Raw genomic sequence first — 20162 nt, 5'->3', positions numbered from 1 at the left:
GTCAATGACACGACGAACCGACTGGGCCGAGTACGAGTACGCCCACCCCGTGACCCCGGAGGGGCAGGGGCGCGGGGCCGAGGGCAGCTCGACCGGAGACAGCGGCCGGGCGTACGGCGGCGACGGGTGGCGTGACGGCGATCCGGACGGCGGCGACGGACCGTCCTCGTACGGAGCCGATCCGGATGGTGAAGGGTCGTACGGCGGCACTCGTCGCGGTGTCGGCGCGTCGGGCGGTGACGGCCCCTCGGGTGGGCACCGCCCGCCGAGCGGAGACTCGCGGCGTGGTGACGGTCGGCGCGGCGACGGCGGCCAGCGCGGTGGACGGGGGCGCCGGAGGCGTGGCGGTGGTTTCGGCGAGCCGTCAGGCGATCAGTCCGCCGACGCACAGGACGGGGGCCTCCCTTCCTCGTCGAGGGCCGAGAAAGGGGAGCCCCCAGGGGACCCGGCTGAGCGGGCACGGGCGATCTGCCTGCGCCTGCTCACCGGGACCCCGCGCACGCGGAAACAGCTCGCGGACGCGCTGCGCAAGCGCGAGATCCCTGACGACGTGGCGGACGAGGTGCTGTCCCGCTTCGAAGAGGTCGGCCTGATCAACGACAGCGCCTTCGCGGACGCCTGGGTGGAATCGCGGCACCATGGCCGCGGCCTGGCCCGGCGGGCGCTCGCGCGGGAGCTGCGCACCAAGGGCGTGGACTCGACGCTGATCGACGAGGCCGTCGGACAACTCGACTCCGAGCAGGAGGAGGCGACCGCACGCGAGCTGGTCGCCCGGAAGCTGCGCTCCACGCGCGGCCTCGACCGCGACAAGCGGCTACGACGCCTCGCGGGCATGCTCGCCCGCAAGGGCTACTCCGAGGGCATGGCCCTGCGAGTGGTCCGCCAGGCACTGGAGGAAGAGGGCGAGGACACGGAGGGGCTCGGAGACGAGGGGTTCTGACCGGTGGAGGCCCACTGGATGCGGGAGATCCGGGACCTGCCCCTCTCACGGATTCCACGGAATCCGGATCCACCGGACCCGTCGAACCCACAGGGCTCACCGGACCCTCGAACCCACCGGGGCCGCCGGACCAGTGACCGACAGCCGACGGTCGACGGCGACCGTCCACAAGTGGCAGCCGACGGCCACGCGTTGGCGGTCATCAGCCGGCAGCCCGGTCGCGGGCCCTGAACACGGTGGACGCGCGGGGGCGCCGATCGCGTTCAGGGCCCGGATTCATGTCCCGGTCAGGGCGCGGAGGCCCAACTTCCCCTTGCGGGAGTGAGGTTAACCCCCGGGCGAAGACGCCTGGTCACCGCAGTGCACAGATATCTGTGCACAGACGACTGTGTACGCATGGCACAGCAACCCGGCGCGACAGAACCCCCGGAGACACCGCACACCCCCGTCGAGCTCTCCGACCTCGCCACGCTCAAGGCCCTGGCCCAGCCGCGCAGGCAGCGCATGCTTCAGCACCTCACCGTGCACGGCCCCGCCACCTCGGCGACGCTCGCCCGGGCGCTGGGGCTCAACACCGGGGCCACCAGCTACCACCTGCGCGAGCTCGGGCGCCACGGCTTCGCGGAGGAAGTGGCAGAACCGGCGGAGGCGTCCACCCACGGCCGGGAGCGCTGGTGGCGTGCCGTCCCCGGTGACCGGCGGTTCCCGCCGCGCAGCCGCCAGAGCCCCGAGATGCGGCTCGTGATGGACGAGCTGAACCATCACGCGTACGCCGGCGACCTCGAACTCTTCGCGCAGGCACAGCTGCGACGGGGCACGGACGACGACCCCTGGGCCGACGCCTTCCCGTACTCACGCGGCACCGTGCGGCTGACACTCCCCGAACTCCGGGAGTTCTTCGAGGAGTACATCGCGCTCCTCAACCGCTACAAGCGGCCAGAATCCGACACTCCGCCCGGCGCCCGCACCGTGCTCACCCGCTTCCTCGCCTTCCCGGCCCCCGAGAAAGAGAGCGACCCGTCATGATGCTGCGCTACGCCCTGAAGACCGTCCGAGCCCGCAAGGGCGGCTTTCTCGGCGCCTTCCTCGCCCTGATGTGCGCGGCCGCCCTCATCACCGCCTGCGGCACCCTCCTCGAAACCGGACTGCGCGGCACGATCAGCACGGAGCGCTACGCCGCGACCCCGGTCGTGGTCTCCGCCGACCATAACGTCCACCAGACCACCGTCAAGCACAAGAAGGGCAAGACCAAGGTCAAGCACAAGGCCAAGCCGATCGCCGAACGGGCCTGGCTCCCGGACGACCTCGCCGCACGGATCCGCCGCGCGCCCGGCGTGGGCCGCGTCATCCCCGAACTGACCTTCCTGGCCCAGCCGTTGATGCTCACGGCAAGGGCGGAGAAGGACCGAACCTCCTACGGTCACGCCTGGGACTCCGCCGCGCTGACCCCGTACACGCTGACGACCGGCATCGCACCCAAGGCCGACGGTGACGTCGTCATCGACCGCCACCTCGCCGAGCGCGCCCACCTCGAACCGGGCGACCATCTCACCGTCCAGTCGACGCAGGCACCGCGCAGCTACCGCGTCACCGGAATCGCGGCGCCCGCCCGGTCCGTGGCCCACCAGACCTCGCTGTTCTTCTCCACGCAGGAAGCCCGGCGCCTCGCCGCCCACCCCGGACAGGTCACCGCCTTCGGCGTGCTGCCGGCCAACGGCACAGACGCCGCTGAACTGAAGCAGTCCGTCGCCAAGGCCCTGCACGGCACCACCGCGCAGGTCAGCGCGGGCGACGGCCGCGGCCCGGTCGAGTTCCTGGACGCGGCGGGCGCCCGGACGAAACTGGTCAGCATGGGCGGCGCGATGGGCGGCACCTCGCTGCTCGTGGCCGTCCTCGTGGTCGTCGGGACCTTCGCGCTCTCCGTGCAGCAGCGCCACCGCGAACTCGCCCTGCTGCGCGCCATCGCCGCCACACCGGGCCAGATCCGCCGGCTCCTCGGCCGCGAGGCGCTGCTGGTCGGCGCGGGCGCCGGTGTGCTCGGCGCGCTCGCCGGGCTTCCGCTGGGCAGCTGGCTGCACAGCCGGTTCGTCGCCATGGGCGCCGTCCCGGCCACGCTTCAGCACACCGTCAGCGTCTTCCCGCTGTTCGCCGCGGTCGGCGCGACACTCGTCGGAGCCTGGGCCGCCGCCCGTGTCTCGTCCCGGCGCGTCACCCGGATCCGTCCGGCGGAGGCGCTCGCCGAAGCCAAGGCCGAGCCCGCCCGCCCCGCGTGGGGGCGCATCCTTGCCGGACTCGCGCTGCTCGTCGGCGGAGTCGTCCTCGTCGCCGTGCTCAGCGTCCTGCGCACCGAGCCCGCTTCAACTCCCGTGACCTTCCTCGCCGTTGTGGTCCTCGCCTCCGCCGTCGCCCTGCTGGGTCCACTCCTGGTCAAGGCCGCAGCCGCGCTGCTCTCCGGCCCGCTGCGGCTGACCGGCCCCGGCGGCCGCCTGGCACGTGCCAACCTGCGCGGCAACGCCGCCCGTATGGCCTCGGTCGTCACCCCCCTCACCCTTCTCATCGCAATGACCTGCACGGTCCTCTTCGTCCAGCCGACCCTCGGCGACGCGGCCCGCGCCCAGGCCCGCGAGGGCATCCGCGCCGACTGGGTGCTGGCCGCCCAGGGCCCCGGTGTCCCCGCCGACGCCGCCCGACTGCTGCGCACGCACCACGACACCGCGACCGAAGTGGTCCGTACGACCGTCCGTGTGGGCCTCGACAAGTACGCGGCCCAGGGCGTCACGCCCGCCGGCCTCACCCGCACCTGGGACCCGGACGTCACCGCCGGATCACTGGGCGCCCTGAAGAGCACCACCGTCGCCGTCAGTGAACTAGCCGCCGACCAGCTTCACTTGAAGCCGGGCAGCACCCTGAAGCTCACCCTCGGTGACGGCACGCCCGTCACCCTCACCGTCGCCGCCGTCTATGCCAAGGGCCTCGGCTTCGGCGACCTCACCTTCGCCCGTGACCTCATCGCCCGCCACGTGGACAACCCCCTTGCCGCCACCGTCCTCGTCAAGACCAGCCGTACACAGACACAACTCGCGACTACACTCCGTGAGTTCCCGGCGGTCCACGTTCTTGCGCCCGCCACCGCCGACTCGATCCAGGCGGAGCGGCAGCAGGCGAACGCCGAGGTCAACTACCTGGCCATGGGGCTGGTCCTGGCCTTCACCGCCATCGCCGTCGTCAACACCCTGGCCATGTCGGTCTCCGAACGCGTCCGCGAGTTCGCGATGCTCCGTCTCGCCGGGGCGACCCGCCGCCAGGTGCTGCGGATGCTGCGCACGGAGGCCCTGTCGGTCCTGCTGCTGGCCACGGTGCTGGGGAGCGGCATCGCACTCGCCGTCCTCACCGCCTTCAGTGTCGGCATGACAGGCAGCGTGGCTCCGGCGACAAACCCCCTGGTGTACGTCGCAGTGGTCGCGACCGCCGGACTCCTCGCCCTTGTCGCCACCGCGCTGCCGGGCCGGGTGGCACTCAAGGTCCGTGCGGTCACGGTGGCCACGGCCAAGGAGTAGCCGGTAAGGAGCGGTACGCAATGGTGGGCGCCCCTTACCGCAGGGGCGCCCACCTCTTCGTACGAGCCATGAATCCTTCGTACGAACTATGAAGTGACCGTTCGTACGAGCTACGAAGTGACCGGGAAACCGGCCGACTTCCACGCCTGGAACCCGCCGACCAGATCCGTCGCCCGGTGCAGGCCCAACTGCCGCAGGGACACGGCCGCCAGGCTCGACGCGTATCCCTCGTTGCAGACGACCACGACACGCAGGTCGTGGCTGATGGCTTCCGGGGCGCGGTGGCTGCCCTGGGGGTCGAGGCGCCACTCCAGTTCGTTGCGTTCGACGACGAGGGCGCCGGGGATCAGGCCGTCGCGGTCGCGCAGGGCGGCGTATCGGATGTCGACCAGGAGAGCTTCGCCCGACTGAGCGGCGTCGTGTGCCTCCTTGGCCTCCACGCGGTCGAGGTCCTCGCGGACCCGCTCCAGCAACTCGTCGATACCCAAGGGGTGTTCGGGCTGTGTGCTCACTGCCAGTCCTCCGGACGCTCGACGTGCTCAAGGCGCAGCACCTGGCCCGTGCGACTGTAGCGACGGATCTGGGGGAGGGGCGGGTAGTAGGCGTGGACGGAGATCGCGTGCTCGTCGGGGGAGTCGTTGAGCACCTCGTGGACGTGGTGACGGCCGAAGGAGCGCCCCTTGCCGGCGGTCAGGCGGCGCTCGCGGTCCACTCCGTCGGAGAGTTCCAAGGTCTTCCAGCCGTCCGCGGGCAGGCGGGCGGCGAGTGAGTTCTCCTTGAGCTCGCCGGACGCTGTGTGGAAGGCGCCGACCGATTCGGCGTGGTCGTGCCAGCCGGTTCCGGTGCCCGGTGGCCAGCCGATGAGCCAGGCCTCGCTGCCGCCGGGACCTTCGAGGCGTACCCAGGTACGGCCTTCGGGGTCGAGCGGGAGCGAGGAGATCAGCTCGGCGTCGGCGGCCGTCCGGCGCACGAAGTCGAGCAGTTCGGCCTGGGCGGGGGGCCGCACGGGCGCGGAGACGGGGAGGGGCACAGAAGGTGACGCAGACACGGGTACCGTCCTGAGCGTTCGCGGGAGGGCGCGCGGCAGAGCAAGGTCCGGCGCGCGCGAGGAAAGATGCGAATCAGCAGGACGGGCGACACACGCAGCCCGCATAGCGGACGAGGTCCATATGGACCCTCCGCCACAGGCGCACACAGGTGTCGGTCACGATTCGGAGTACACCATGGCGGTGCAGACCGGTCAACTCGCCTTCATCATGTGGACCACAGCGTGACTAAAGGCTCGGTAGAGCCCCAGTTCAGGCCGTCGCCGATGGCTCAGTTCGTGCGCACCGTCACGTCCGCGGCGGCTTCCGTCTCCACGCGCGCGAGTCCGCCCAGGGCGGCTTCGGCCGCCGCGTACAGGTCGGCCGGGCGCACCCCGTTCAACGCCGTCACCAGGTGCCCGTCGGGGCGGAGGAGAAGCACGGTGTGCGCGGCCGCGCCCGGGTAGCTCTCGGCGACCAGCAACTCGGCGGGGTGCGGCAGCGCGGTGACGGCGGCCGCGAGCCGGGGCATGATCCCGGCCGTCACCCAGTGCTTGCGCTCCCACACGCCCGTACCCGGCGCGATGAGCACGACCAACAGCGCCCCGCGACCCAGCCGGTCCCGCAACCGTACGAAGGCGCCGTCCTCGGCCGTCACCCGCACATCGGCGGCCGGCGCACCGGGCTCCGTGTCCACGGCGACCGCCGACTCGGCGTACGGAGGTGCGAGCGGTGAGTCGGCGTACGCCCCCGGCGCGCCCAGTGGACCGCGCCCCAAGTGACCGTCCGTGAGGAGCGCGTCGTTGCCACGGGCCGAGCCGGGCACGTACGAGCGCAGGCCTCCGCCGCCGCGCAGCAGGGGCAGCGCATGGTCGGCGGCGCGCAGCCGGGCGGCGACGACCGCGCGCCGCTCCGCCTGGTAGCTGTCCAGCAGCCCCTCGTGCGGCCCGTGGTGCCAGGCCAGCGCCAGCTTCCAGGAGAGGTTGTCGGCATCGCGCAGGCCTTCGTCCAGTCCCTGCGTTCCGAGCGCGCCGAGCAGGTGCGCGGCGTCCCCGGCGAGGAAGACGCGGCCGGCGCGCCACCGGCGGGCCAGGCGGTGGTGGACCGTGTGGACGCCGGTGTCGAGCAGCTCGTACGGCGGTGTGGAGCCTCCGCTCCAGCCCGCCAGGGTCTCCCGGATGCGCCCCACCAGCAGGTCCGGTGTGACGAGGTCCTTGCCCGGCGGCAGCAGCCAGTCCAGGCGCCACACACTGTCGGGCAGCGGGCGTCCGGTCACCTCTCCGGCCGAGGGGCCCGAGGTCCGCCACGGAGGCATCCGATGGAGCAACGCCTCGCCGGGCCACGGAAGTTCGGTCCGCAGGGCGGCCACGGCGTGGCGTTCGACGGCCGTACGGCCGGGGAAGCGGATGTCCTGGAGCTTGCGCACGGTCGAGCGCGGTCCGTCGCAGCCGACCAGGTAGCTGCCGCGCCACCAGGTGCCCTTGGGGCCGCGCGTGTGCGCGGTGATGCCCGACGGGTCCTGCTCGACGGAGTCGAGACGGCTGTCCACCGCGACCTTGACGAGCCGCTCGTCGACGGCGGCCTCGCGCAGGGCGGCCGTCAGGACGTGCTGGGCGATGTGCACCGGTGCGGGATCCGTGTCACCGAACGTGATCTCACGCATCACCTGCTTGCGCCGCACCGACCGCCATCCGGCCCAACGGAAACCGTCCTCGCCGATCGGGAACCCGGTCAGCCGCTCCACCAGCGCGACGGTGTCCTCACGCAGTACGACACTGCGCGCGAGCCGCTGTTCGTCCTTGCCCGGCCCCTCGTCGAGGACCACGGAAGGCACCTCCTGGCGCGCCAGCGCAAGGGCGAGAGCCAGCCCCACGGGCCCGGCTCCGACGATGATCACCGGGTCCACGGCGCGGTGCCCCCTGCCCGGAGCGGTGCCCTGAGGGACGTACGGGAACAGGCAGTTGGAGCGGGGTACACGATCACAGAACGTATGCAACCCATTGCCGGTGCTTGCGTCAAGTGACGGCGGCGGTGGTCCGGACGTCCTGCCATGCCAAGGAGTATGGAGCGCAATTCTGCCGAGCCTTCGACCACTGACCGGAATTATGTATTCCGCTTATATTGGCAAGCTCAAATCTGGCTCAACATCATTGTTTTGACATGTCGGCGATGAAAAGATCTTTGTTGTAAGAATCCACCCCCCCCACAGGAATGGAAGAAACTTGAAGAAGGCATTTTCCAAGGTTGGCGTAGTCGCTGCGGCTGTCGCCCTTTCGGTTCCCGTGCTCGCCGGGAGCGCTTCGGCGTTCGACGGGCCGGCGGCGAAGAATTCCTGGGGCTGTGACAACGGATACCCGAACCGGGTGAACTTCTCGTACCACCCCGGGACCGTCACCACGACCGTCTACTACAACAACCACTGCTCCTACAAGGTTCAGGCTTCGGTTCGCATCGAGGACCACAACGGCTCCGTGTCGATCCAGTGCTTCTCGATTCCCGCCGGGAAGAAGAGCCACATCAAGTTCCAGCAGGGAGCTTCCGGTTTCTTCAATGGCATCTACAAGGGCTGCTGACCACCTGAACTGATGCATGCATTTTCCGGACGAGGTATTCGCTCGACCCGGAAAACGGCGTAGCCGCTGCCCGACGTGTGTCGGGCAGCGGCTACGCCGTTCTGCATTAACTTGGCGATAGGCCGATTCGATGTGTTGCTGGATTTATCAGAGACAACTGTGGCCCGCCGGATTCCCGGCGGGCCACAGCTCTGTCGTACGCCTGCCTGTCAGATCGTGCCGCCGGCACCCGCGCCGTAGCTACCGCCCACCTCGGCGGCGTTGAGCTCGTCCACGGCGCCGACTCCGACGACCGCGCCGGTACTGCGCTTGCTGCGCCGCAGCCTGCGCTCCAGCCAGCTCGCGAAGCTCGTGAGCAGGAAGTTCAAGATGATGTAGATGATCCCCACCACGACGAAGCTCTGGATGACGTTGGCGTAGTTGGCCGCCAGCGTGCTGCGCGTGTTGAGCAGTTCGGTGTAGCCGATCATCACGCCGCCCAGCGCGGTGTCCTTCACGATGACCACGAGCTGGCTGACGATGGCCGGCAGCATGGCCGTCACCGCCTGTGGCAGCAGGATGCTGGTCATCGTCTGGCCCTTGCGCAGACCGACCGCGTACGCGGCCTCTGTCTGGCCCTTGGGGAGCGAGAGGATGCCGGCCCGGACGATCTCGGCGAGGACCGAGGCGTTGTACAGCACCAGGCCGGTGACGACCGCGTACAGGGGTCGGTCCTCGCTGCTGACGTTCCCGGAGCGGGCGTAGACCTCGTTGGCGAACAGCATCAGCAGCAGCACCGGGATGGACCGGAAGAACTCGACCACCACGGAGGCAGGGACCCGCACCCACCGATGGTCGGACATGCGCGAGATGCCGAAGAAGGCGCCCAGCGGGAGCGCGATGACCATGGAGAGCGCGGCGGCCTTCAGGGTGTTGCGGAGGCCGGGCAGCAGATACGTCGTCCAGGCCTCGGACGTGGTGAACGGCTCCCACAGGGACCACTTCAGCTGGTCCTTGTCGTCCATCTTCTGCCAGACCCACCACAGCACCAGGGCGAGCAGGACGAGGAAGACCACCGAGAAGAGCACATTGCGCCGCTTGGCTCGGGGGCCGGGGGCGTCGTAGAGGACGGAGGTCATCGCTTCACCGCCAGTCGCTTGCTCAGCCAGCCGAGGATGAGGCCGGTGGGCAGGGTCAGGACCACGAATCCGAGCGCGAAGACCGCGCCGATGGCCAGCGTCTGGGCCTCCTTCTCGATCATCCCCTTCATCAGGTAGGCGGCCTCGGCCACGCCGATCGCGGCCGCCACGGTGGTGTTCTTGGTCAGCGCGATCAGCACGTTGGCCAGCGGACCGATCACCGAACGGAACGCCTGCGGCAGCACGATGAGCCGGAGGGTCTGACTGAAGCTCAGCCCGATGGCCCGGGCCGCCTCGGCCTGACCCAGCGGCACGGTGTTGATGCCGGAGCGCAGCGCCTCGCACACGAAGGCGGCGGTGTAGGCGACGAGACCGAGCACCGCGAGCCGGAAGCCCTGCGCCTTGAAGTCGTCGGACGCGCCCAGCGTCATACCGAAGATGTCGGCGAGGCCGAGCGAGGAGAAGACGATGATGACCGTCAGGGGGATGTTCCGGACGATGTTGACGTAGGCCGTGCCGAACCCGCGCATCAGCGGGACCGGACTGACCCGCATCGCGGCCAGCAGGGTGCCCCAGACCAGGGAGCCGACGGCGGAGAGGGCGGTGAGTTTCACCGTCATCCAGAACGCCCCTAGGACGTCATAACCTTGAAGAAAGTCGAACACGATCTCCCGCGTTTCCGGGTGGGTGGCGTACGAGGAGGGCGTGGCGCACCGCCGCCGTGATCGCGGCGGGCGGCGGCGCGCCCCGAGGAACCCTGCGGTGGCCCTGGGCCGGGACCCGGCCTTACTTGACGATCTGGCCGATCTTCGGCGCGGGCTCGTTCTTGTAACCGGCCGGGCCGAAGTTGGCGTCGACCGCCTTCTGCCAGGCCTTGTCACTGACCATCGTCGTCAAGGCGTCGTTGATCTTGTTGACGGTCGCGGTGTCGCCCTTCTTGACGCCGATGCCGTAGTTCTCGTTGCTGAGCTTGAGCCCGGCGAGCTTGAACTGGTCCTTGTACTTGTCCTGCGCGGCGAAGCCCGCGAGGATCGAGTCGTCGGTGGTCACCGCGTCCACCGCGCCGTTCTGCAGCGCGGCGATGCACTCCGAGTAGCCGCTGTACTCCTTCAGCTGAGCCTTCGGGGCGATCGTGTCGTGGACGTTCTGCGCCGAGGTGGAGCCGGTCACGGAACACAGCTTCTTGCCGTTGAGGTCCGTGGCCTTGCTGATGTCCGAGGCCTTCTTGACCAGCAGGTCCTGGTGGGCCAGCAGGTAGGGGCCGGCGAAGTCGACCTTCTGCTTGCGCTCGTCGGTGATCGAGTACGTGGCCGCGATGAACTTCACGTCGCCGCGGGCGAGGGCGTTCTCACGGTCGGCGCTCTTGGTCTCGACCCACTCGATCTGGCTGGGCTTGTAGCCGAGCTTGCCCGCCACGTACGTCGCCACGTCCACGTCGAAGCCGGCGAACGAACCGTCGGGCTTCTTCAGGCCCAGACCGGGCTGGTCGTACTTGATACCGATCTTGATCTTGCCGCCGCCGCTGCTGGACGAGCCGCTGTCCTTCTTGTCGTCGGAACCGCACGCCGTGGCGGTGACCGCGAGGGCGAGCACGACGGCCGAAGCGGCGGTGACCTTGCGGAGCTTCATGGTGAACATCCTTTGGGTGGTGAAGAGATGCAGGCTTCAGTGGTGGGAACGCGCGCGTCAGTGGTGCAGGATCTTCGACAGGAAATCCTTGGCCCGGTCGCTGCGGGGATTGCTGAAGAACTGGTCCGGCACAGCCTCTTCGACGATGCGTCCGTCAGCCATGAACACCACACGGTTCGCAGCCGAACGAGCGAAACCCATTTCGTGGGTGACGACGATCATGGTCATGCCGTCGCGTGCGAGCTGTTGCATGACTTCCAGGACCTCGTTGATCATCTCGGGGTCGAGTGCCGAGGTCGGCTCGTCGAAGAGCATGACCTTGGGGTCCATCGCCAGCGCCCGCGCGATGGCGACGCGCTGCTGCTGGCCACCCGAGAGCTGAGCGGGGTACTTGTCCGCCTGGGTGCCGACGCCGACGCGGTCGAGCAGCCCCCGGGCCTTCTCCTCCGCGGCCTTCTTGTCGGCCTTGCGGACCTTGATCTGGCCCAGCATCACGTTCTCGAGCACGGTCTTGTGCGCGAAGAGGTTGAAGGACTGGAAGACCATGCCCACGTCGGCCCGCAGCCGGGCGAGTCCCTTGCCCTCGGCGGGCAGCGGCTTGCCGTCGATCGAGATGGCGCCCGAGTCGATGGTCTCCAGGCGGTTGATCGTGCGGCAAAGGGTGGACTTCCCGGACCCGGAGGGCCCGATCACCACGACGACCTCGCCCCGGGCGATCGTCAGGTCGATGTCCTGGAGCACGTGCAACGCGCCGAAGTGCTTGTTGACGCTCTTCAGGACGACCAGTTCCTCGGTCGCGGCCACGGCGTCCTTGGCCACCGATACTTCGGTCATCGCTTTTTGGCTCCGTCCTCCTCGGTTGCGGAGGACAGTAGTGACCCCGTGCGACCAGCGTCATTACATCTGAGGGGAAATTGAGCATAACGATCCGATAGCGTGCGGATACTCCACGTAGTTGACGCCACGTGGCCGCGTACCGGCTGCATAACGGAAGCCGCCTGCAACCCGAACCCTCTTGACGTCGTCCTGTCCATCGGAATGACTGCCATGGTGCACGCGCGCGTGCGGCTGTTCGGCACGCCCGACCCACGTGCCCGAACCGCACGACTGTTCCAGGCCCACCGGAACCGCACGACGGTTCCGCGCGAGCCGAGCCCGCACGACCGTTCTACAAGCCGAGACCGTACGACCGATGAACCGGAGGGGGCCGGGATGAGACTGCTCCTCGTCGAGGACGACAACCACGTCGCCGCCGCCCTGTCCGCGGTCCTGGCGCGGCACGGGTTCGACGTCACGCACGCCCGCAGTGGCGAGGAGGCGCTCCAGGCGCTGGTGCCGGAAGGCGCCGGCTTCGCCGTGGTGCTCCTCGACCTGGGCCTGCCCGACCAGGACGGCTACGAGGTCTGCGGCAAGATCCGCAAGCGCACCAGCACGCCGGTGATCATGGTCACCGCGCGCTCGGACGTGCGCTCCCGGATCCACGGCCTCAACCTCGGAGCCGACGACTATGTAGTGAAGCCGTACGACACGGGGGAGCTCCTCGCCCGGATCCACGCCGTCAGTCGGCGCACGGCGCACGACGACGGCGCGTCGCCCGCGGAGACCGCGCTGCGGCTCGGGTCCATGCACATCGAACTCCCCACCCGTCAGGTCAGCGTGGACGGTTCGGTTGTCCAACTGACCCGCAAGGAGTTCGACCTTCTCGCGCTGCTGGCCCAGCGCCCCGGAGTGGTGTTCCGCCGGGAGCAGATCATCAGCGAGGTGTGGCGCACCAGTTGGGAGGGGACCGGACGCACCCTGGAGGTGCATGTCGCGTCCCTGCGCTCCAAGCTGCGCATGCCGGCGCTGATCGAGACCGTGCGCGGCGTCGGGTACCGACTCGTCGCCCCGGTGTCGTAGCGAGTACGGGTGCGCACACGCCTTCTCCCGCTGCTCATCGTCCTGATGGCCGCCGTACTGCTCGCCCTCGGCTTCCCGCTCGCGGTGAGCCTCGCGGCGGCACAGCAGCAGAAGGTGGTCGTCGACCGCATCGACGACACGGCGCGTTTCGCGGCCCTCGCCCAGTTCGTCACCGACCGGCCCTCCGGCGCTCCGGCGGGCGCCACGGACGAACGCGGCGAGACCTTGCAGAAGGAACTCGCCGCGTACTACGACGTGTACGGCATCCGGGCGGGCGTCTTCTACCGCAACCACGAGCCCATGGCGAACGCGCCCGACGACTGGTACCTCCCCGACGAGGGCGCGGGTCGCGACGCCTTCGACGAGGCGCTCCTGGGGCGCCGCAGCCACGATCCGAAGCAGGTCTGGCCCTGGCAGCGGAGCCGACTGGTCGTCGCGTCCCCGGTGATCAGGGACGGTGACGTCATAGGAGTCGTGGTCACCGACTCGCCCACCGGGCAGATGCGTTCGAAGACGCTGCACGGCTGGCTGCTCATCGGCGCGGGCGAGATCGCCGCGATGCTCCTCGCGGTCGGCGCCGCGCTGCGGCTGACCGGCTGGGTGCTGCGGCCGGTGCGCGTCCTTGACGCCACCACCCACGACATCGCCACCGGACGCCTGAAGTCCCGCGTCGCGGCCGCCGGCGGGCCACCGGAACTCCGGCGCCTGGCCCGGTCGTTCAACGAGATGGCGGACAACGTCGAAGACGTTCTGGAGCAGCAGCGCGCCTTCGTCGCCGACGCCTCGCACCAGCTGCGCAACCCGCTCTCGGCGCTGCTGCTGCGCATCGAGCTGCTCGCCCTCGAACTGCCGGAGGGCAACGAGGAGATCGCCTCGGTCCGCACCGAGGGCAAGCGTCTCGCCGAGGTCCTCGACGACCTCCTGGACCTGGCGCTCGCCGAGCACGCCGAGGCGGATCTGCGGCTCACCGACATCGGCGAACTGACGGCCGAACGTGTGGCGTCCTGGTCAGCGCTCGCCGCGAGCAAGGGCGTACGCCTGGCGGGGAACTGCCCGGCGGTCACCGCCTGGGCCGATCCGGTCACCCTGTCCAGCGCGCTGGACGCGGTGATCGACAACGCGCTGAAGTTCACGCCGGAAGGGGAGAGCGTCGAGGTGGCCGTCTCGGCGAACGGCGAGGTCTCGACCGTCGTCGTCACCGACGGCGGTCCGGGGCTCACCGACGACGAGCTGGCCCGCATCGGCGACCGCTTCTGGCGCAGCCCGGGCCACCAGAACATCAAGGGCTCGGGCCTCGGCCTGTCCATCTCCCGGGTGCTTCTCGCGGCCGGCGGCGGCTCCATCGCGTACGCCCATCACGAACCGCACGGCCTGAAGGTGACGGTGACGGTGCCGAGGTCGGGGCCGAACACCTGACCGGGGCCTTGCGGCGCCGGGGGCGTGGCCACGGCTACGGCTTGACCGAGCGGTAGTAGCGCCGTGCCCCTTCGTGCAGTTGCAGCGGGTCGGTGTACACGGCCGTCCGCAGGTCGACCAGCTGGGCCGCGTGCACCACCGCGCCGATGTGATCGCGGCTGTTGATCACCGTGCGGGTGAGCTCCTCGGTGAGCTTCGGGTCCGAGTCCTCTCGTGTGATCAGCAGGTTCGCGACGGCCACGGTCTGTACGGCCTGGCCCAGCTGCGCCTTGGGATAGGCGTCGGCCGGCATCACGGCGGCCCGGTAGAAGCTGGAGGCACCGCCCTGCTGGTGCAGCTTCTCGACCAGGTCGGCGCCGATCGGCACCAGCTTGATCTTGAAGCTCTGCGAGAGCTCCTGCACGGCGCTCGTCGGCAGACCGCCCGACCAGAAGAAGGCATCGATCTTGTGCTGCTTGAGCAGCGAGGGCATGGTCCCGATCCCGTCGGGGAGCGGCACGATGTCCTGCTTCGGATCGAGCCCGGCGGCCTGGAGGACATGGTCCGCGATCAGCCGCACTCCTGATCCGCTCGGTCCGACTGCGACCTTCTTGCCCCGCAGGTCCGCCACCGACTTCACGGATGACGAGCGCGGGACCACCACGTGCACGTAGTCGTCGTAGAGGCGGGCGCAGCCGCGCAGCATGTCCGATCCGCGCGTGCCCCGGAGCATGTACGCCTCCACGGCGTCGGCCGCCGCGATGGTGAAGTCGGCCTGGCCCGTGGCCACCCGCCGGACGTTCTCCTGGGACCCGTCGCTGTTCCGCAGCCGTACGTCCAGGTTCGGCATGTCCTTGGCGATCTCGTCCTGAAGCATCGTGCCGTACTTCTGGTAGACCCCGGTCGGGGTGCCCGTGCTGAACGTGATCGTCCCGCTCGGAGACTCCTCACCCAGGGGCAGCAGCCACCACAGCAGCAGCCCGAGGACCACGGCGGTGGCCGCCGTGCCGAGCAGCGCGCCGCGTCGGCCGATACGGGGGAGTGCCTGGAACATGCGCGCGATCCTGCCAGTCCGGGCACCGTCCTGACCAGGGCCGGGCTCACAGGGGGCCCGGTGCCGGTCGTAGGGTCGCCGAATGCAGCCTGCTTCCGCCTCCTCGGCCCCTTCCCCCGCCTCCCTGGTCCGTGAGTTCCACCGCGCCTTCGGACTCGACGTCCGCAGCGCGCCGACGGAGGTCTCCGCGGAGCTGGCCGCCCACCGCGGTGAGCTGCTCGCCGAGGAGGCGGCGGAAGTCGCCGAGGTGGCGGTGACGGGTCCGCTCGACCGGCTCGCGCACGAGCTGGCGGACGTCGTCTACGTGGCGTACGGCACCGCGCTCGTCCACGGGATCGACCTGGACGCGGTGATCGCCGAGATCCACCGGGCCAACATGACCAAGCTCGGCCCGGACGGCGATGTCGCCCGCCGGGCCGACGGCAAGGTCCTGAAGGGGGAGCACTACCGCGCGCCGGACGTCTCGGAGATCCTTCGCCGCCAGGGCTGGGCGGCCCCTGGGGCCTAGGCGACGGGAGGTACTCCGGGCACCGCCTACCCTTGTCACATGAGCAGCAGCGACCGGAGTCAGGCAGTGGACGTTCAGGAACCCAAGACCTACGAAGTACGCACTTACGGGTGTCAGATGAACGTCCACGACTCCGAGCGATTGTCCGGCCTGCTCGAAGGGGCCGGTTACGTGCGTGCGGCCGACGGTTCGGACGGCGACGCCGATGTCGTCGTCTTCAACACCTGCGCCGTACGGGAGAACGCCGACAACCGCCTCTACGGCAACCTCGGGCGGCTCGCCCCGATGAAGACGAAGCGCCCCGGCATGCAGATCGCGGTCGGTGGCTGTCTCGCTCAGAAGGACCGCGACACCATCGTCCAGCGGGCGCCCTGGGTGGACGTGGTCTTCGGCACGCACAACATCGGCAAGCTGCCCGTCCTGCTGGAGCGCGCTCGCGTGCAGGAAGAGGCGCAGGTCGAGATCGCCGAATCTCTCGAAGCGTTCCCCTCGACGCTGCCGACCCGTCGCGAGAGCGCGTACGCGGCCTGGGTGTCGATCTCCGTCGGCTGCAACAACACCTGCACGTTCTGCATCGTGCCGGCGCTGCGCGGCAAGGAGAAGGACCGCAGGACCGGCGACATCCTCGCGGAGATCGAGGCGCTGGTCGGCGAGGGCGTCTCCGAGATCACGCTGCTCGGGCAGAACGTCAACGCTTACGGGAGCGACATCGGCGACCGTGAGGCGTTCAGCAAGCTGCTGCGGGCCTGCGGCGCGATCGAGGGTCTGGAGCGCGTCCGCTTCACGTCCCCGCACCCGCGCGACTTCACGGACGACGTGATCGCCGCGATGGCCGAGACGCCGAACGTGATGCCGCAGCTGCACATGCCGATGCAGTCCGGCTCGGACACCGTCCTGAAGGCGATGCGCCGCTCGTACCGGCAGGAACGGTACCTCGGGATCATCGAGAAGGTCCGTGCCGCGATCCCGCACGCGGCGATCACCACCGACATCATCGTGGGCTTCCCCGGCGAGACCGAGGAGGACTTCGAGCAGACCCTCCACGCGGTCCGCGAGGCCCGCTTCGCCCAGGCGTTCACGTTCCAGTACTCCAAGCGCCCCGGAACCCCCGCGGCCACCATGGAGGGGCAGATCCCCAAGGAGGTCGTCCAGGCGCGCTACGAGCGTCTCGTCGCCCTCCAGGAGGCGATCTCCTGGGACGAGAACAAGAAGCAGGTCGGCCGCACCCTGGAGCTGATGGTCGCCGAGGGCGAGGGCCGCAAGGACGGCGCCACCCACCGCCTCTCCGGCCGCGCCCCCGACAACCGCCTGGTGCACTTCACGAAGCCGGACGAGGAGGTCCGCCCCGGCGACGTGGTCACCGTCGAGATCACGTACGCCGCCCCGCACCACCTGCTCGCCGAAGGCGCCGTCCTGAAGGTGCGCCGCACGCGCGCGGGGGACGCCTGGGACAAGCGCAACGCCGCCGAGGCCGCGAAGCCGGCGGGTGTGATGCTGGGCCTGCCGAAGATCGGCGTTCCGCAGGCGCTGCCGGTCGCGACGGGCAGCGCCTGCGGCTGCGACTGACGGGGAGAGTCATGACGACGGGGGACGGGCGTACGGCCCGCTGGGTGCTGCTCCTGATGAAGCCGGCCGGGGTCCACGCGCGGGAGCCGTACCCGACGATGGCCACGGTGGACGGCACCCGCGCTGAGGCCGTGCAGCGGTTCGGGGAGTTCGTACGGCTCTATCAGCCGAGACATCCGAGCCATCCGGTGCGGATGCGCCGCTTCCGCACCGATGACGGCTGGATGGTGATCGGCGACGGTCTGTCCGGCAGCATCTTTGCGTACCACTTCCTGATCACCGAGTTGGAGTGGGACTCGGGACCCATCAGCTACTGAAGCGACCGAGCAGCCACTGAGCGCGTACGCTGCCGATCATGCTTGTCGCCGCCGCCGTGTGCCCCTGTCCGCCGCTGCTCGTGCCCGAGGTCGCCGCGGGTGCGGCGCCCGAGCTGGACGCCGCCCGCGCGGCCTGCACGGACGCCCTGGGCGTGCTCGCCGCCTCACGCCCGGATCGGCTGATCGTCGTGGGGCCCGCGGAGCAGAGCGGGCGGGGTCCGTTCCCGCAGGGCGCGCCGGGCTCGTTCCGCGGCTTCGGCGTCGATCTCGACGTACGTCTGGGCGGCGGTGAGCGGAACTCGATGGAGCCGGAGCGGGAGCTGCCGCCGTCGCTCGCCGTCGCCGCCTGGCTGCTGGAGCGCACGGGCTGGTCCGACGCGCCCGTCGAAGGCCTCGGTGTGGGCGAGCCCCTCGCTGCGGACCGGTGCTTCCAGGCCGGTGAGGGGATCGCAGGACGGGCCGGGCGGGTGGCCCTGCTGGTGATGGGTGACGGCAGTGCCTGCCGGACGCTCAAGGCGCCGGGGTATCTCGACGAGCGCGCGGCGCCTTTCGACGCGGCGCTCGCGCGGGCGCTGGGCGCGGCGGACGTGACGGCGCTGAAGGCGCTGGACGCCGAGCTGGCCTACGAGCTGAAGGTGTCAGGGCGGGCCCCCTGGCAGGTGCTCGCCGGTGCGGCCGAGGGCGCGGGCCTCGCGGGAGCGCTCCTCTACGAGGACGCGCCGTACGGGGTGGGCTACCTGGTGGCGGCCTGGTCCTGACGGCCCGCCGCCGGCTCACACGTGGGACGAGCGCGGACACGGCGGACGGCCGGGAGCCTGGTGCTCCGCGGCCGTCCGGGGTGTGTGCCGTTCAGGAAGCCGGAGGCGACGGGGGTACGTCCGTGGGAGGCGTGGTGCCGCCGTCCTCCTTGTGCGCGAGGCGGTCCATGGCGTGCTTGGCCTTGCCCGTGCCCGTCTGGATCTTGTCGCTGTACTTGCCCTTGGTCTTCTCGTCGACCACCTTGGCGGCCTTGTCGAGACCGTGCTCGATCTTGCCCCCGTGCTGCTGCGCGAGGTGTGAGACCTTGCCCTTGGCCGGGGCCAGCTTGGCTTTCAGATTGTCCAGGAGACCCATGGTCCACCTTTTCTCGCGGGGCAGTTACTTGCGGGCGCTCTCGCCCGCCTCGTTGTCGGCGGCCTTCTCGGCGGTCTGCTGCTGGGGGATCTCGACGTCCTCCGTGGTGGCGGCCTCGGCGGTCTCCTCCGCCGTGACCTTGCCCTCGCCCTCGCCCTTGCCCTCGGCCTCGGACGACTCCTTGGCCTCTTCCGCCACCTCCGCCGCCGGTTCGGCCGTCAGCGTGTCGGCCTGCACCTTGGCGGTTGACGCCTCCTCCGTAGCCTTCGACTTCCGGAGAAGTCGTGCAAAAACGCTCATATCCACTCCATACGTTACTCGTGAGGGCGAAATCCCGCGTCGCCCGGTGCGTCCCATTGCGTCGCCCGGGTCACCGGCACTCGAAAACCGGCGGCTGGAACCTCGCAACTGGCAACGACCCCGAACCCGTGCCGTCACGTCGCTCGTTCGAGGAGAGGCCCTGACGTTTGCGAGACTGGGTCAGTGAGTAGTGCAGCCCCCGCACCGCGGGTCATCGCCGTCGTCGGACCCACCGCGGCAGGAAAGTCCGATCTGGGCGTTTTCCTCGCCCAGCGTCTCGGCGGCGAGGTCGTCAACGCAGATTCCATGCAGCTCTACCGAGGGATGGACATCGGCACCGCCAAGCTGACGCCCGAGGAACGCGGCGGAGTCCCGCACCACCTCCTGGACATCTGGGACGTGACGGTCACGGCGAGCGTCGCCGAGTACCAGAGGCTCGCGCGCGCCCGGATCGACGCGCTGCTCGCCGAGGGCCGCTGGCCCATCCTGGTCGGCGGTTCCGGGCTCTACGTCCGCGGCGCCGTCGACAATCTGGAGTTCCCCGGCACGGACCCCGAGGTGCGGGCGCGGCTGGAGGAGGAGCTCGCGCTGCGCGGCTCCGGCGCGCTGCACGCACGGCTGGCCGTGGCGGACCCCGGCGCCGCCCACGCGATCCTGCCCAGCAACGGCCGTCGTATCGTCCGCGCCCTCGAGGTCATCGAGATCACCGGCAAGCCCTTCACCGCCAACCTCCCGGGACATGACTCGGTGTACGACACCGTGCAGATCGGCGTCGACGTGGCGCGCCCCGAGCTCGACGAGCGCATCGCGCGCCGGGTCGACCGGATGTGGGAGGCGGGGCTCGTGGACGAGGTGCGTGCGCTGGAGGCGCAGGGCTTGCGCGAGGGGCGCACGGCGTCGCGCGCGCTCGGGTACCAGCAGGTGCTCGCGGCGCTCGTGGGGGAGTGCACCGAAGAAGAGGCGCGCGCCGAGACCGTACGCGCCACCAAACGCTTCGCGCGCCGCCAGGATTCATGGTTCCGGCGTGATCCACGAGTGCACTGGCTGAGCGGCGCTGCGGCGGATCTCACAGAACTCCCGCAGCTCGCACTGGCGTTGGTCGAACGACCGGTTACAGCCTGATCACGTCATGGCATCGGGACGCTCCGGCCGCCGTCCGGGCCTCTGA

General features: G+C 70.0%; 22 protein-coding genes. 11 read left to right on the top strand and 11 right to left on the bottom strand.

From position 1 onward, the window contains the following. The first annotated feature begins 4 nt into the window (after positions 1 to 4). From recX to AB5J56_RS12950, 3 genes are all read left to right on the top strand, one after another. Positions 5 to 940 (top strand): recombination regulator RecX, encoded by a 936-nt coding sequence (recX, locus tag AB5J56_RS12960; protein ID WP_369232860.1) that lies wholly within the window; start codon positions 5 to 7, stop codon positions 938 to 940. Between the two features lie 396 nt (positions 941 to 1336). After that, on the top strand, positions 1337 to 1966 hold the full coding sequence (locus AB5J56_RS12955) for an ArsR/SmtB family transcription factor (protein ID WP_369232859.1): 630 nt from the start codon (positions 1337 to 1339) through the stop codon (positions 1964 to 1966). Then, positions 1963 to 4497 (top strand): FtsX-like permease family protein, encoded by a 2535-nt coding sequence (locus AB5J56_RS12950; protein ID WP_369232858.1) that lies wholly within the window; start codon positions 1963 to 1965, stop codon positions 4495 to 4497. The genes AB5J56_RS12955 and AB5J56_RS12950 overlap by 4 nt, the downstream gene beginning before the upstream one ends. Before the next feature lie 110 nt (positions 4498 to 4607). Here the strand turns inward: AB5J56_RS12950 and AB5J56_RS12945 are convergent, their stop codons facing one another. The 4 genes from AB5J56_RS12945 to AB5J56_RS12930 form a co-directional block, all read right to left on the bottom strand. Continuing rightward, the gene (locus AB5J56_RS12945; protein ID WP_369232857.1) at positions 4608 to 5009 is read right to left on the bottom strand and encodes a rhodanese-like domain-containing protein; all 402 of its coding nucleotides are present in this window, start codon (positions 5007 to 5009) and stop codon (positions 4608 to 4610) included. Continuing rightward, positions 5006 to 5545 (bottom strand): cysteine dioxygenase, encoded by a 540-nt coding sequence (locus AB5J56_RS12940; RefSeq protein WP_369232856.1) that lies wholly within the window; start codon positions 5543 to 5545, stop codon positions 5006 to 5008. The genes AB5J56_RS12945 and AB5J56_RS12940 overlap by 4 nt, the downstream gene beginning before the upstream one ends. A gap of 73 nt (positions 5546 to 5618) precedes the next feature. Beyond that, the gene (locus AB5J56_RS12935) at positions 5619 to 5690 is read right to left on the bottom strand and encodes a putative leader peptide (RefSeq protein ID WP_309544753.1); all 72 of its coding nucleotides are present in this window, start codon (positions 5688 to 5690) and stop codon (positions 5619 to 5621) included. A 124-nt stretch (positions 5691 to 5814) separates the two neighbouring features. Further along, positions 5815 to 7428: an FAD-dependent monooxygenase gene (locus tag AB5J56_RS12930; protein ID WP_369232855.1), complete on the bottom strand. Its 1614-nt coding sequence runs from the start codon at positions 7426 to 7428 to the stop codon at positions 5815 to 5817. Between the two features lie 316 nt (positions 7429 to 7744). Between AB5J56_RS12930 and AB5J56_RS12925 the strand changes: the two genes are divergently transcribed. Next, positions 7745 to 8095, top strand: coding sequence for a hypothetical protein (locus tag AB5J56_RS12925; protein ID WP_369232854.1), 351 nt, complete (start codon positions 7745 to 7747; stop codon positions 8093 to 8095). A 209-nt stretch (positions 8096 to 8304) separates the two neighbouring features. On the opposite strand, the gene AB5J56_RS12920 is transcribed toward AB5J56_RS12925, so the two are convergent. The 4 genes from AB5J56_RS12920 to AB5J56_RS12905 form a co-directional block, all read right to left on the bottom strand. Further along, entirely contained in the window at positions 8305 to 9213 is a 909-nt protein-coding gene (locus AB5J56_RS12920) for an amino acid ABC transporter permease (protein ID WP_369232853.1), read from the bottom strand. Further along, positions 9210 to 9878, bottom strand: a complete 669-nt coding sequence (locus tag AB5J56_RS12915) for an amino acid ABC transporter permease (RefSeq protein WP_369232852.1) — start codon at positions 9876 to 9878, stop codon at positions 9210 to 9212. Before AB5J56_RS12915 ends, AB5J56_RS12920 begins: the two co-directional genes overlap by 4 nt. Positions 9879 to 9999: 121 nt before the next feature. Next, positions 10000 to 10842 carry a glutamate ABC transporter substrate-binding protein gene (locus tag AB5J56_RS12910; RefSeq protein ID WP_369232851.1) on the bottom strand — a complete coding sequence of 281 codons (843 nt, stop codon included), beginning with the start codon at positions 10840 to 10842 and terminating at the stop codon, positions 10000 to 10002. Positions 10843 to 10899: 57 nt separating this feature from the next. Continuing rightward, on the bottom strand, positions 10900 to 11676 hold the full coding sequence (locus AB5J56_RS12905; protein ID WP_369232850.1) for an amino acid ABC transporter ATP-binding protein: 777 nt from the start codon (positions 11674 to 11676) through the stop codon (positions 10900 to 10902). Positions 11677 to 12054: 378 nt separating this feature from the next. On the opposite strand from AB5J56_RS12905, the gene AB5J56_RS12900 reads away from it, so the two are divergent. Beyond that, positions 12055 to 12741: a response regulator transcription factor gene (locus AB5J56_RS12900; protein WP_369232849.1), complete on the top strand. Its 687-nt coding sequence runs from the start codon at positions 12055 to 12057 to the stop codon at positions 12739 to 12741. Between the two features lie 9 nt (positions 12742 to 12750). Further along, positions 12751 to 14157, top strand: a complete 1407-nt coding sequence (locus AB5J56_RS12895; RefSeq protein WP_369232848.1) for a sensor histidine kinase — start codon at positions 12751 to 12753, stop codon at positions 14155 to 14157. 34 nt (positions 14158 to 14191) lie between these two features. On the opposite strand, the gene AB5J56_RS12890 is transcribed toward AB5J56_RS12895, so the two are convergent. Beyond that, entirely contained in the window at positions 14192 to 15190 is a 999-nt protein-coding gene (locus AB5J56_RS12890) for a TAXI family TRAP transporter solute-binding subunit (RefSeq protein ID WP_369232847.1), read from the bottom strand. 82 nt (positions 15191 to 15272) lie between these two features. Between AB5J56_RS12890 and AB5J56_RS12885 the strand changes: the two genes are divergently transcribed. Genes AB5J56_RS12885 through AB5J56_RS12870 form a run of 4 tightly spaced genes read left to right on the top strand, consistent with a single transcriptional unit; the run spans position 15273 to position 18339 of the window. Continuing rightward, complete coding sequence (locus AB5J56_RS12885; RefSeq protein WP_369232846.1) at positions 15273 to 15698, top strand: MazG nucleotide pyrophosphohydrolase domain-containing protein; 426 nt, start codon at positions 15273 to 15275, stop codon at positions 15696 to 15698. Between the two features lie 39 nt (positions 15699 to 15737). Then, complete coding sequence (gene miaB, locus AB5J56_RS12880; RefSeq protein WP_369232845.1) at positions 15738 to 17264, top strand: tRNA (N6-isopentenyl adenosine(37)-C2)-methylthiotransferase MiaB; 1527 nt, start codon at positions 15738 to 15740, stop codon at positions 17262 to 17264. An 11-nt stretch (positions 17265 to 17275) separates the two neighbouring features. Beyond that, the gene (locus AB5J56_RS12875) at positions 17276 to 17581 is read left to right on the top strand and encodes a hypothetical protein (RefSeq protein WP_369232844.1); all 306 of its coding nucleotides are present in this window, start codon (positions 17276 to 17278) and stop codon (positions 17579 to 17581) included. Between the two features lie 38 nt (positions 17582 to 17619). Next, complete coding sequence (locus AB5J56_RS12870) at positions 17620 to 18339, top strand: class III extradiol dioxygenase subunit B-like domain-containing protein (protein WP_369232843.1); 720 nt, start codon at positions 17620 to 17622, stop codon at positions 18337 to 18339. A 91-nt stretch (positions 18340 to 18430) separates the two neighbouring features. Here the strand turns inward: AB5J56_RS12870 and AB5J56_RS12865 are convergent, their stop codons facing one another. Then, complete coding sequence (locus tag AB5J56_RS12865) at positions 18431 to 18694, bottom strand: antitoxin (protein WP_369232842.1); 264 nt, start codon at positions 18692 to 18694, stop codon at positions 18431 to 18433. A 24-nt stretch (positions 18695 to 18718) separates the two neighbouring features. Next, entirely contained in the window at positions 18719 to 18994 is a 276-nt protein-coding gene (locus tag AB5J56_RS12860) for a hypothetical protein (RefSeq protein WP_369232841.1), read from the bottom strand. Positions 18995 to 19177: 183 nt separating this feature from the next. Between AB5J56_RS12860 and miaA the strand changes: the two genes are divergently transcribed. Next, positions 19178 to 20116: a tRNA (adenosine(37)-N6)-dimethylallyltransferase MiaA gene (gene miaA / locus AB5J56_RS12855; protein ID WP_369232840.1), complete on the top strand. Its 939-nt coding sequence runs from the start codon at positions 19178 to 19180 to the stop codon at positions 20114 to 20116. The last annotated feature ends 46 nt before the right edge of the window (positions 20117 to 20162 follow it).

Origin of the sequence: Streptomyces sp. R21 (assembly GCF_041051975.1) — a bacterium.
Lineage (GTDB): Bacteria > Actinomycetota > Actinomycetes > Streptomycetales > Streptomycetaceae > Streptomyces.
Note: the sequence above shows the minus strand (reverse complement) of the source record. Positions and strands in the feature narration are given on the sequence as shown.

Bases quoted from the DNA above. Each gene is read 5' to 3' on its own strand.
- recX (WP_369232860.1), top strand. From the start codon at position 5: ATGACACGACGAACCGACTGGGCCGAGTACGAGTACGCCCACCCCGTG.
- AB5J56_RS12955 (WP_369232859.1), top strand. From the start codon at position 1,337: ATGGCACAGCAACCCGGCGCGACAGAACCCCCGGAGACACCGCACACC.
- AB5J56_RS12950 (WP_369232858.1), top strand. From the start codon at position 1,963: ATGATGCTGCGCTACGCCCTGAAGACCGTCCGAGCCCGCAAGGGCGGC.
- AB5J56_RS12920 (WP_369232853.1), bottom strand. From the start codon at position 9,213: ATGACCTCCGTCCTCTACGACGCCCCCGGCCCCCGAGCCAAGCGGCGC.
- AB5J56_RS12910 (WP_369232851.1), bottom strand. From the start codon at position 10,842: ATGAAGCTCCGCAAGGTCACCGCCGCTTCGGCCGTCGTGCTCGCCCTC.
- AB5J56_RS12905 (WP_369232850.1), bottom strand. From the start codon at position 11,676: ATGACCGAAGTATCGGTGGCCAAGGACGCCGTGGCCGCGACCGAGGAA.
- AB5J56_RS12900 (WP_369232849.1), top strand. From the start codon at position 12,055: ATGAGACTGCTCCTCGTCGAGGACGACAACCACGTCGCCGCCGCCCTG.
- AB5J56_RS12890 (WP_369232847.1), bottom strand. From the start codon at position 15,190: ATGTTCCAGGCACTCCCCCGTATCGGCCGACGCGGCGCGCTGCTCGGC.
- AB5J56_RS12885 (WP_369232846.1), top strand. From the start codon at position 15,273: ATGCAGCCTGCTTCCGCCTCCTCGGCCCCTTCCCCCGCCTCCCTGGTC.
- miaB (WP_369232845.1), top strand. From the start codon at position 15,738: ATGAGCAGCAGCGACCGGAGTCAGGCAGTGGACGTTCAGGAACCCAAG.
- AB5J56_RS12875 (WP_369232844.1), top strand. From the start codon at position 17,276: ATGACGACGGGGGACGGGCGTACGGCCCGCTGGGTGCTGCTCCTGATG.
- AB5J56_RS12870 (WP_369232843.1), top strand. From the start codon at position 17,620: ATGCTTGTCGCCGCCGCCGTGTGCCCCTGTCCGCCGCTGCTCGTGCCC.
- AB5J56_RS12865 (WP_369232842.1), bottom strand. From the start codon at position 18,694: ATGGGTCTCCTGGACAATCTGAAAGCCAAGCTGGCCCCGGCCAAGGGC.
- AB5J56_RS12860 (WP_369232841.1), bottom strand. From the start codon at position 18,994: ATGAGCGTTTTTGCACGACTTCTCCGGAAGTCGAAGGCTACGGAGGAG.